The 11,845-nt window shown below is 38.9% G+C and carries 10 protein-coding genes; 6 read left to right on the top strand and 4 right to left on the bottom strand.

The genetic code is table 11. The features are described from left to right. The first annotated feature begins 699 nt into the window (after positions 1 to 699). From ACUVXA_RS08925 to ACUVXA_RS08915, 3 genes are read left to right on the top strand one after another with little or no spacing between them, the layout of a single operon-like run. Positions 700 to 1,776: a hypothetical protein gene (locus ACUVXA_RS08925; protein ID WP_445870905.1), complete on the top strand. Its 1,077-nt coding sequence runs from the start codon at positions 700 to 702 to the stop codon at positions 1,774 to 1,776. A gap of 10 nt (positions 1,777 to 1,786) precedes the next feature. After that, positions 1,787 to 2,635: an ADP-ribosylation factor-like protein gene (locus ACUVXA_RS08920; RefSeq protein ID WP_445870904.1), complete on the top strand. Its 849-nt coding sequence runs from the start codon at positions 1,787 to 1,789 to the stop codon at positions 2,633 to 2,635. A 21-nt stretch (positions 2,636 to 2,656) separates the two neighbouring features. Further along, positions 2,657 to 2,980, top strand: a complete 324-nt coding sequence (locus tag ACUVXA_RS08915; protein ID WP_445870903.1) for a hypothetical protein — start codon at positions 2,657 to 2,659, stop codon at positions 2,978 to 2,980. Between the two features lie 317 nt (positions 2,981 to 3,297). On the opposite strand, the gene ACUVXA_RS08910 is transcribed toward ACUVXA_RS08915, so the two are convergent. After that, positions 3,298 to 3,567, bottom strand: a complete 270-nt coding sequence (locus ACUVXA_RS08910; RefSeq protein WP_445870902.1) for a hypothetical protein — start codon at positions 3,565 to 3,567, stop codon at positions 3,298 to 3,300. Positions 3,568 to 4,014: 447 nt separating this feature from the next. Between ACUVXA_RS08910 and larA the strand changes: the two genes are divergently transcribed. After that, positions 4,015 to 5,265 carry a nickel-dependent lactate racemase gene (gene larA, locus ACUVXA_RS08905; protein WP_445870901.1) on the top strand — a complete coding sequence of 417 codons (1,251 nt, stop codon included), beginning with the start codon at positions 4,015 to 4,017 and terminating at the stop codon, positions 5,263 to 5,265. Between the two features lie 107 nt (positions 5,266 to 5,372). Here larA and ACUVXA_RS08900 read toward each other — a convergent pair whose 3' ends face one another. The 3 genes from ACUVXA_RS08900 to ACUVXA_RS08890 all read right to left on the bottom strand — a co-directional run bounded on the left by ACUVXA_RS08900 (position 5,373) and on the right by ACUVXA_RS08890 (position 9,629). Beyond that, on the bottom strand, positions 5,373 to 6,662 hold the full coding sequence (locus ACUVXA_RS08900; protein WP_445870900.1) for a site-2 protease family protein: 1,290 nt from the start codon (positions 6,660 to 6,662) through the stop codon (positions 5,373 to 5,375). A 141-nt stretch (positions 6,663 to 6,803) separates the two neighbouring features. Beyond that, positions 6,804 to 8,000, bottom strand: a complete 1,197-nt coding sequence (locus ACUVXA_RS08895) for a site-2 protease family protein (protein WP_445870899.1) — start codon at positions 7,998 to 8,000, stop codon at positions 6,804 to 6,806. A gap of 183 nt (positions 8,001 to 8,183) precedes the next feature. Then, the gene (locus tag ACUVXA_RS08890; RefSeq protein WP_445870898.1) at positions 8,184 to 9,629 is read right to left on the bottom strand and encodes a site-2 protease family protein; all 1,446 of its coding nucleotides are present in this window, start codon (positions 9,627 to 9,629) and stop codon (positions 8,184 to 8,186) included. A 181-nt stretch (positions 9,630 to 9,810) separates the two neighbouring features. Between ACUVXA_RS08890 and ACUVXA_RS08885 the strand changes: the two genes are divergently transcribed. Next, a complete protein-coding gene (locus tag ACUVXA_RS08885) occupies positions 9,811 to 10,305 on the top strand; it encodes a GNAT family N-acetyltransferase (RefSeq protein ID WP_445870897.1) in 495 nt (164 codons plus the stop codon). A gap of 115 nt (positions 10,306 to 10,420) precedes the next feature. Continuing rightward, positions 10,421 to 11,575, top strand: coding sequence for a radical SAM protein (locus ACUVXA_RS08880; protein WP_445870896.1), 1,155 nt, complete (start codon positions 10,421 to 10,423; stop codon positions 11,573 to 11,575). Positions 11,576 to 11,845: the final 270 nt, after the last annotated feature.

Here is an 11,845-nt window from a genome sequence, read left to right as displayed (position 1 = left end):
GCTCACCAGCCAAAACCAGTTTTAATAACCTATTTCATTTTCAAATACTGAAAAAGGAAAAACCTTTAAGTGGTTAATAAAACGAAGAGTTACAAAAAATTGCTTGTAACAAATAATATTATATTTTTTGTTTTTCGTGACCTTAGGCGTAATTAATACTTCCGGATTTTTTTCCGTTTTCAAGCGTCTTTTATCACAGTTCTTGCGTTTTTCGGTATGATTTCTGAAGGATTTTAAACTTTTTCACACCATTTCTGAATGGAAAATAATTACACCTAAGGTCTAATGAAAATCTAACTCTATTAAAGTCTTTATTAAACGACACGATGTATTAGGTATGTATTTTTTGGTGTTTGGTATGTAGGAGTGTTTTTCTTAACTCCTCTAATACGTCTTGGAATTGGAAAAGAAGGAGTATATAGCCTCCTTCACAAGTAGCCAACAAATAAAAACACATACCCCCTGTGCAAAAAACATACCTATAACATTATGTCTTATTAAACCATGAAAAAGTTCTTATATTCTAGTGCCGTTAAAAAATATTAGATAACTATTAGAAATTCTCTTAACAGTGCTTCTTGTGGGAAAGCAGACTCTAAAAAACCAAATTATTAACATATAAATACCGAAAACAAAATTAAAAGGTTAATACATAAAAATAATATGATAATATCATAAAAAACAAAAGGAAGTTAAAATATGCCTTTCGGACTTATCGTAGTAAAGTGGGACAACCGTCTCGGAGCGGTCCTAGAAGCAAAATACCCTGAGGACATAAGAACCACCGAAGACCAGATAATGAAAATATACACGGCACACGCCATGGGCGAAGCAGCCGCAGGATTCATGTCAATGAGACTCGGAAACCTGAACGTCGCATCACAGTATGGTGGATGGGATATTAACTACTACGTTGCTTTGCTTTTGACTTTGGAGGAGAATGCTGACGAGTATGAGGATGGTTTGACTGAGATAGCTGCTAATATTTTCGCGAAGTTGGAGAACGAGGAATATAAGGCAGAGCTTGAGGATTTGTATAATAAGCTTACTAGGTTTCCAACCCTTAGTGAGGAACAGAGGATGGGGGTAATTCTCTCGGATCCTGTTAGGCGTAGTATCATTGAGCGGTTGATTGAGGAAGGTAATACTACAGTTTCGGATCTAGAGGTTTGGTTGAAGCATAAATTAGAAGTGAAGGCGATTGAGCTATACTCGTTTATGGCGCCCCTCATCAAGAATGGTCTTGTTACCACACAGTGGGTTGAGGGCCTTCCTAGTCAGTGCATTTTTCTAATAAGAGATGTGTTTATAGCCCGAGTTCCTGCTAGAATAATTGTGAAAAAGGCAAAATCCGGAGAGTTTGGTGCTGAGGCTTCCTCAGATTACTTGGATGAGGTTAAAAACTTTTTCAGAGATTACGTTGTTACCCCTGAAGATACTGAAACAATAACTAAAATTCTTTCGGATCCGGATGCTTACGATGTGCTAGTTGGGCTAAGAGAAAATGTTCTTCCAAAGGGAGAGATTCATAAAATACTTGATAAGAAGAAATCTGTTGTGGACAGTATTTTAGCGGCTTTTGATAAAGCGGGCTTTACTATGGATCTTAAGATTGATAGGAGAACTCATAGTGCGTTGATGACTGATATTAAGGTGATGACGTTTTTCCCAGAATATCTGGTGGAGCAGATTGCTCAACAGTATAATGATCAGATAAAGCCACCTCGGATGTTATTGTGGCATTTAAAGGCGCTCAGGGATAGTTACCCCATGTAGAGGGTATGATATGATTAGAGAGGTGTCCATTCTAAATTCCAATGGAGAACCCTTATTCACTAAAAGATATGGGCAGAGCAGTGTAGCGGCCGAAGTTCTGAGTGAATTCGTAAGTTCCTTAGCTCTTCTCGTTCCGAAGCTTCAATTAAATGGAAGCATAGAATTCATGAATCTAAAAAACACGAGAATTTATTACTCTAATTCGAATGGAATTGTTTTCACCCTGGAAGCGGATAAGCGTGATGTAATATCGGAAATGAAAGAAAAGTTGCAATCACTAAAAAAAAGCTTTTTGGAGACATTTCAAAACGAGCTATCTGAATGGAGTGCTGAAGTTTCAACATTTCAAAAATTTGAGTCTGTTGCTGATGAAATAACTTTAACCTATCTTAAGATCGCTTTGATAGGCTATAGCGGTGTAGGGAAAACGACCATCCTCAAGCTCTTAAGGGAGGAAGAACTCCCTACGGAGCACATACCTACGATAGGTGTAGGAATAAAAGGTGTTAAAGGAGCGAAAATCGGAAACACATCATTGATATGTTGGGATCTCGCGGGTCAGGAACGGTTTGAGTTGACTTGGGAAAAGTTCATTCGGGACGCTTCTCTAATCATTATTGTTACTGAATCCACTCTGGAGAACGTGGTCAAGTCTCGGTATTTCGTTCGTTTAATTAGAGATGTTGAACCAGAAGCTAACATTTTCTGTTTAGCCAACAAGCAGGACTTACCTAACGCTCTTACCCCCGAGAAAGTGAGTCAAATTATGGAAGCTGAAACTTATGGTCTTGTTGCAATAGATCCTATGAATCGAATGAAACTTTATGAATTAATTAGAAAATCCGTTATGGGTATGTAAAATAACTGGAGGTTATATGGAATGGGTATAGTAGAAAAGGTAAAATCGTTTTTCAGAACCCTATTAGGTGGCGCACCAAGCATAAAACCGGTGAAAGTTACGTCCAAAGAAAAACAGGAAATAGACATACTTAGAACAGAGATAGATCAGCTAAAAACCGAAAAGAATGAGATACAAGAGGAACTGCAAAAGATGGACATGGACTTTATGACCGGGCGATTAAGCCCGGAGGAAAGAGACAAGAACTATGTGCGACTAATGGTTAAAGCTATGAAAATAAATCGTGAAATAATAAACAAGAAACAGAGAATTTTTGCTCTAGGCGGCATAATCTCTGAAATCTGATTCCCACTTTTTTATAAATAAAAGCAAAACAAACGGCATAGCGCTGCCTGAAAAGTTTATGTAGAACTAATTAGGCTCAAACACTACAAAGTTACAAATAATCTAAAAAACAAAAATTTAATGCTTGTATTCAGCTCGCCACCTAATATTTCTGATTTAGAGAATAGCCCCCCTAAAAAATATAGTTAATTCCTAATATTATTTTAGAATAGATAGTTGCCACAAGCTAAAATTTGCTTAGTGTAACAAGTATCTGCCCATATTTTTTATTTTCCCCGTACATCAATTTTTCATTGTTCCCAGCTCCAATAGAGTCTTTAAAACATTGTTTCCGCCAGTATAAACATCCTACTTGCTTTTAGATCCCATAAGAACCAAGCGTCCAGATTCGAATAGAAGTGTTGCGACTTAGTTTTCATCTTGTAAATTAGACTAGCTAACTGTTCGGATTCATACATTACTTCTTGTAAGATTACTACTGCTTCTTCCAGGTTTAGCTCACCCCCTAGGCTTGCAAAAGCTACAATTTTTTTAAACCTGAACGGAGACCTGGTGATTTCTATAATTGTTTCTTCAAGGTGTTTCACGATTTTGTTTACTGCTATAACTGCTTCCTTCTCGCTTATTGAACCTGTCCAGAAAATTTTGCCCGAGTCGAATAAGAGGAGGACTGATTAAAGTTTTTCTATGCGATATACGAGTTCTGGGAATAGTTTGGGCGGTACTCTGCGTTGGTAAAGGAACGTTAGATTTATTCGAGATTTATTCTCGAGTTAAGTGTTACTGATGCAACCACTTTTTCAATATGTATAAACTCAGGTTTAGGTATTGTTATCCCCCATGTTAGTGAGTTAATATTTTTATAAATAATCTATAAAAATTTATTTATAGAAAATTTGATTCAAGTGTAGTTCTCAATCTTATAAGGGATTATGCAGAATTTTCGGTTAGAATATATTTAATTAATTTCAAGTATTTGTATTCTTAACTTTTGCAAAAAATGTTTAATAGCAGACTTCTAAAAGGTGCAAGGATTGGTCAAGATCTCTTTAAATTACGGAACTAAGAAGATGGTGGCAGAAATTCCGGAGAAGAATTACTCTGGAACGCTAGAAGTAAATGAACCACAGGGAGTGAAAGACCCTGCAGCGGACATACTTCAATGCCTCCGAAACCCAATAGACTATCAGCCACTAGACCGCTTGATTAAAAATGAAGATAACATAGCTATTATTGTTGATGACCATACAAGGCCTGCTCCAACCAAAATAATTCTCCCACCAATCCTAGAGGAATTAAAAAGGTCAGGAATCAGTAAAAACAATGTTAACATTATTTTTGGTTGTGGAACCCATAGAAAGGTGAAGGAACAGGAAGCAAAAAATCTTCTTGGGGAGAATATAGCTGAAGAAATCCAGTGGACAAACCACGACTGTGAAGCAGAAGATTTAGTCTATTTAGGAACCACGTCGAGGGGAACCAGGGTTGAATTGAATCCTCTGGTAGTTAAAGCGGATTTAAAAATATTAACTGGAGACATATGTTATCATTTCTTCGCGGGGTACGGAGGAGGAAGAAAAAGTATAATGCCGGGAGTTGCATCCAAAGAGACGGTTACTAAAAATCACTGCATGCTTACACATCCCAAATCAGAAATAGGAGTTCTAGAGGGAAACCCCATCCACGAAGACATGGTTGAAGGCGCCAAGCTGGCCAAACCAGATATTATAGTAAATGTAGTTCAAAATACTAGAAAAGAGATCATAAAGACTTTTTGCGGAGATCTAGAATCCGCCTTTTATGAAGGTGTAAGATTCTTGGATTCGGTATACCGGGTCAAGAGCGACAAGGCAGATATAGTAATAGTGAGTGCCGGAGGCTACCCTAAAGACATAAATCTTTACCAAGCATACAAGGCGATTCACAACGCCCTTCCAGTAGTTAAAAACAATGGCGCCATAATTTTCGTAGCCGAGTGCAGAGAACACACAGGTCACGAGGTATTCCAAGAATGGATGGAAAAATATTCAACAGCAGAAGAGATGAAAAAACAACTCGTAGAAAACTTCGTTATGGGAGCACACAAAGCCTACTATCTAGCAAAAGCCCTTCAAAAAGCGAAAATATACATGATAACAGAAATACCTCCAAAAAAACTGGAAAAAGTCTACAAAATCATCCCAGTAAAATCCATAGAAGAAGCCCTCGAAGACACGTTCAATACCATGAAAAAGGATCCCAAAATAAAGGTCATACCCCACGGCTCAGCAATTCTCCCATGTTAAACATACTGTATTCCTATACTTTCCCTTTAACGCAGTATAAAAAGAGCTTCACAATCTCTTCTTTAAAAATATCCAAGTTTTTCTGAATTTATTTATAAACTGGTAAGCTAGAATAGCGGAAAACTCCAGGTTAAGGGCGGAATAGCGATTATTAGAATAAATATCATTATTATGAGTATAATTTTTCTAGAAGTTGTTATATGAGAAACATCGTCCAGAGCTCCCGGATGCCCTGCCCTTCTAATCGATAACAAACCGATGATAACTATAGCAACATACACCCAGCTTATAGCTATCATTATAACTGCTGCAATTAGGGAAGCAATAAAATGGGCACGCCTACTCAGAATCGCCCGAAACAAATGCCCACCATCGAGCATGCCAATTGGAAACAAATTAATAGCGGTAATAAAAAAGCCTACCCAAGCTGCAAAATACAGGGGACTAAAAAACACAGGACTTAGGACAGTTTCAGGTCTTAATATGGGAAAAAGAACCGTAATCAGTAATGGATCTGCAAACATGCTGGGACCAATAATCTGCACCGGCCAATTTGGAGGGTTCCAAAAGAGTTGTCCCAGATAAAATGCAAGAGCTGGCGAAGTATTATTGTATACGTTTACTAGAAAATTAAGAACTGGTAGAGAAAGCAAGTATTCTAATTGATATATATCAAAAAGCACGTTTGGGTAAACTATTGGACTGATTTTAATCGCCAATAATGCTACAAAAAATGCTATTATAAAACCGGTTAAGGGACCCATCAAACCAATATCGAATAATTTATCCTTATTAACAGCCGGACTTCTCTGAACTATAACTGCCCCAAATGTCCCAATTGGAGGAATTCCGGGAATGAAAAAAGGCAAAGAAGCCTCCACTCCTCTCTTCTTAGAAATAAGATAATGTCCTAATTCGTGCATTCCAACTATTGAAAGTAACGACACAGTAAAACCAATGATTAATAAACATGGATTGGTGTACCAACCGTATCCAGGACCAGATAAGAGGCTTACAAAAATACCGAACCAATCATATTGATCCACCCACCAGTACCCAGCCAAGGTTACCGTACCGATGGTAGCAATTAAAAGGACGAAATTCCATATAGGCCCCTTCCGTTTACCCGCCTTCATCTTAGGAAAGACTTCCAGAACAAGCATTTGTTTTAATTTTTCATCTTCCCTTTGAGAGTTCAATTTGTGTTCGCGTTTTTGCTGTGACGAATTGCGCAGAACCGCAATAAGATTATAGGTTTTCAGTTTTTCTATTAATCTCTGGAATGGAGCCTTTGTTTCTTGGTTTAAGGGTAGGAGAAATACCGGAATTCCTTCCGCATCGGTGTAGTGTTCCGAGACTGTGAATTCTGTTTGAATTATTCTTAGCAATTCTTCCAAGCTTAATGGAAACTCTCCACTCTCTGTCGTCGTTGCTCCTTCCTATAAGATTTGGATATTCGATAGTTGATTTAATTTAAAAAAGTTCCTAATGAAATTTTAGGAATTAGCATTTTCGGTGGAGTTATGGAAGTGGAAACACTAGAATAGTCCTGGTATTCCGGGTATGGTAAGTACGGCAACAATCATCATGATTGCAAAAACAGCAATTTTCCATTTCGAGATCGATGACACATCATCTAGTGCCCCGGGATGACCACCACCTCTCATACTCAGGAAAAAGATCAAAATAACGAAAAGAAGATAACCAGTACTGACAAGAAGCATTGCCCCTGCCGCTATTATGGATGCAATTAGATGATACTTCCGATTCAGAAAGGAACGCGCCATATGGCCACCATCCAAAAAGCCAATCGGGAAGAGGTTAATCGCAGTGACCAGCATACCTAACCATGCCGCCCAGCTAAGCGGGTGTACAGGCATGAAAGTAAAAGGAGGCCTCGTTCTAATAAGGGGTTCTAGAAAGCCATAGAGAAGAGGATCCGTGAAGGGTGAAGGCCCCACCCAAAGATAGGGTAAGCCAAGGTTTACAAGAATTCCGAAGAAATCATAGCCATATGTAGATATTATCTGTTGGTTAAATTGCAAATTTGTTTTATAAATTTCAAATAGTACATTAGGATATATGATTGGAGTTAGGTACATGGATATTATTAAAACTATGATCGTTATTACGAAACCAGTTAAGGGCCCCATCAAGCCTAACTCGAAAAGTCTATCCCGATTAACAGTGGGTGTTCTCTGAACAATAACGGCGCCCAGTGTCCCGAGGGGCGGGTAGCCCGGTATGAAAAAGGGAAGAGAAGCTTTTTGCCTTCTAATCCGAGCGGTAAGGTAGTGTCCCATTTCGTGTAGTCCGATAATTGCAAGAAGACTTGCGGTAAAGGCGATTATAAGTAGACCGGGGTCGCCGTACCAAGCCCATTGGGGACCGACCACTGCATTAATCATTGTACCAAAATAATTGTAGCCTTGTACTTGAAGATAGCCGGTATATGATATTGTGATTATTGTTACTATTAGTAGGAGAATGTTTATTATGGGGGATCTGGTTTTTTTGGGTTCGGGGCTGGAGAATATTTTCATAACTAGTTCAGATTCCTCTTTTTCTTGTGTCGTGTAATCGGGGTAAATCTGGTATCTTTGTGGAACTTTTTCTGCTCTTCTCAGTAATGGGATCAAATTATATTTATTTAGGTCTTCTACGAGTTCCTGAAAAGGAATTTTGGTGTCTTGGGCTGACGGTAGAATAAATGTTGGGCTCCCGTCTAAATCCATGTATGCCTCGAAAACTATAAAGCGTCTTTCGATAATTCTTCGCAGGTCTTCTAGGCTTAATGGCAGTTCTTCACCATTAATCGTTTCTATTCCTTCCTGTGAGATTTAGATGTTCGTAAGGTTGATTCTATTTAAAAAAGTTTCTAAAATTAAGTATAATAAAAATTGAGTTCTATGAGTAGTTTAGAAGAAGAAGCCGTAGCCCAGTCGAGGTATGGTGAATATCGCGATTATTATCATTCCCGCAAAGAGAGCAATTTTCCATTTCGGGACTGGTGAGACATCATCCAGTGGTCCAGGGTGCCCACCTCTCGGAATAGTAAATAAAGCAATGAGGGCCATTAGAAGATAAGCGTCACTGATAATTATCATTGCTCCAGCAGCTATAAAGGATGCAATAGTGTGATATCTCCGACTGAGAAAGGAACGGAGCATATGGCCAGCGTCTAACATCCCTATAGGGAACAGGTTTAGTGCGGTGACCAACATACCTATCCAGGCCGCCCAGCTCAATGGATGTGTAATCATAAAGCTAAAGGATGGAGTTGGTCTGAGTAAAGAGGATAGGGTTTGATAGAGTAGAGGATTTGAACTAGGATTCGAAAGTGGTGAGGATAAATAAATTGAACCTCCAAGCAATATGCTGGGATAGCCATAATTATAAATCAAATAAAAGGTGTCTAGACCATATTTAGATATAATCTGTGTTTCGAATGCTGCGAGATGGTAAACAATTGGGGGATAGATTATAGGGGACAGGTATATGGATATTATTAAAACTATGAGAGTTATTATGAAGCCTGTTATTGGGCCCATGAATCCCAGTTCAAAAAGCGTATCTCGGTTAACGGTAGGAGTTCTTTGAATTATGGCAGCTCCAAAGGTCCCTATGGGTGGGATTCCGGGTATAAAGAAGGGGAGCGACGCCTTTTGGCCCCGCATCTTTGCAGTAACATAATGGCCCATTTCGTGTAGTCCGATAATTGCAAGAAGACTTGCGGTAAAGGCGATTATTAGTAAACTCGGATTACTGTACCAATTCCATATCTGGCCTTGGAGGATGCTTATAAGCATCAAGGGGTCACCGTATAGAGTATATGTGTAGCCCACAAAGGCATTAAGAAGTATTCCAAAATCATTGTAGTTTTTAACTAGCAAGATACCTGTAAACGATATGGTTAGCATCGTTGCGATAAGTAGGAGAACATTTGTCACTGCCGATCTGGTTTTTTTCGGTTCGGGATTTGGGAACACTTTTATAATTAGTTCGGATTCCTCCCTCTCTAAAGGAACATAATCGGTGTATATCTGATATTTTTGTGGAACCTTTTCTGAACTCCTCAAAAATGCTATTAGGTCATATTTACTCAAGTCATCTAAAAGCTCTTGAAAAGGAATTTTAGTGTCTTGGGCTGATGGTAAAATAAATGTGGGAGTGCCATCCAACTCTGTATATGCTTCGAATACTATGAAGTGGCTCTCGACAATTCTACGTAGATCATCAAAGTTTAAAGGTAATTGTTTTTCTGGTTCCGTTTTGTTTCCATCCTCTAGTGCCTCTTGTTTCTCTCTAAAGTGAGAGTGAGTTAAAAATCTTTCCGACCAGGTAAAATTAATGTCATTAATCAAAATTCCATAAAAATTATATTGTAAAGAACCTTACCTAGATTATTATTTTGTTACTAGTTGTGGTGGTTTTGCTGGAAAGGAGTTTGTTAGTTTGGTCTTTACGTAAAGATTAAATCGGTTATTTGTGAAGAATTATATCATCATTACTAGTTAGAATTATAAAGCGCTTCGTGGTGATTCTTTGGCGAATGAGGACTATGTCATAAGGCATGCGGAGACAAGCGATATTCACCAGGTAATGAGAATTAATCAGGTAACTCTTCCAGAAAATTATCCTTATCCTTTCTTCATTGAGATTCTTAAAAAATATCCTCGATCGTTTATTGTTGCAGAAAAGGATGGGGAAATAGCGGGTTATATGATGAATAGGATAGAAAAGGGACTTCCGGGTGTTTTTAATACTAAATTCCATCGGGTCACCAAAGGTCACGTTGTTTCCATAGCGGTTCTACCAGAGCATCGCAAAAGAGGATTGGGTAAAAGACTCATGCTAGAAGGTATGAAGGCTATGAAGGATTATGGCGCCGAGGAATTTGTATTAGAGGTAAGAATCACCAATGAGGCCGCTTTGGCTATGTATAAGAGTTTAGGATTCACAGTGGAGCGGGAGCTGAGAGGATATTACCACGATGGGGAAAGCGCGTACCTTATGTCAAAAAAGGCTGAAGACATATAAAAAATTACAAATTTAACCCTGCAAAACATCCCGCTTTCTAATATATAGAGTATTCTTTATTAGTTAATATTAACTAATATATCATAGTACCAATAAGGAAGGGGAAAATTAATCTATGAGCTTCCGAGTATTTGAAAATTTTAAAACAACCCTATCCACGTGTAAAGTTTGCGGTAAAGAAAGCCCGCTAATATCTGAAAATCTGGGTGTATGCAGAAAATGCATAATCAAAAATCCTGAGGAAGCGCTCCCCCACACCTTTAAAGCTCATAGAGTAAGCAGACTCAAATTTAACCTACCAGAAACCCCTCCAAACGATAAAAACGGAATACTCTGCGGAATGTGCGTAAACAATTGTAAAATACCAGAAGGGGAGAAAGGATACTGCGGACTCGTAGCAAACAAGGAAGGAAAACTAATCCGATACGCCGGAACCCCAGCTAAAGGCCTATTGGAATGGTACTATGATCCACTACCCACAAACTGCGTAGCCGCCTGGGTATGCCCCGGATGCACAAGCCTAGGCTTCCCAAAATACACCAACGCCCGAGGACCAGAATATGGAAAAGTAAATCTAGCCGTTTTTTACGGAGCCTGCTCCTTCGACTGCCTATTCTGCCAAAACTGGCACTACCGGGAAAACACAAACAAACTCGAACCCACCCTGAGTGCAAAAAACTTGGTAGAAAAATGCACCAATAGAGTATCCTGCATATGCTACTTCGGAGGCGACCCCTCAGTTCAAATGCCCCACTCCATAAAAACAGCCGAACTCGCCATAGAAAAAGCAAAAGAATGGAAAGGCCCAATGCGAATATGTTGGGAAACAAACGGTTCCATGAATTGGCCTCTACTGGAAAAAGCCGCACAACTAGCACTACAAACCGGAGGAAACATTAAATTCGACCTCAAAACCTGGAGCGAACCTCTCAACATAGCCCTCTGCGGAGCAAGTAACCAGAAAACACTAGAGAATTTCCAAAAACTAGGAAAGATTTTTGAAGAAAGACCCAAGCCCCCGCCACTCATAGCAAGCACCCTACTAATACCGGGATACGTCGAAGTAGAAGAAGTAGAAAAAATAGCAAACTTCATAGCAAACATAAACCCCGAAATACCCTACTCCCTCCTAGCATTCTACCCCACATACATAATGAACGACATACCAACTACCAGCAAAAAACTAGCATTCGAAAGCACCGAAGCCGCAAAAAAGGCAGGACTGATAAACGTCAAAATAGGAAACATCCACCTACTCGCAGACTACTGAACAAAACATCCGAAAAAGAAAATTTTCTAAATAATTGCTAAACTATTTAGTATGCTAACTTCAAGGAAAACGCACCGGTATTAATTCTATAAGCATTTAAAAATAACTTAAAAATATGGCAAACAAAAGATTCGGCTTTGGGATATAATCATGCATTCCACGTCTCTCTAACGTGTATTTCCTCTAAGTATTTCAGGTAGCAGAGTCTCTTCAGGTGGGACCCCGTCTTAGGTATGTAGTTTTTCTGGTTGTTGTTTGTCTTATGTAGGG

Source organism: Candidatus Jordarchaeum sp., assembly GCF_052745115.1.
The sequence above is the reverse complement of the archived record's forward strand: the minus strand, read 5'-3'. Positions and strand labels throughout refer to the sequence as shown.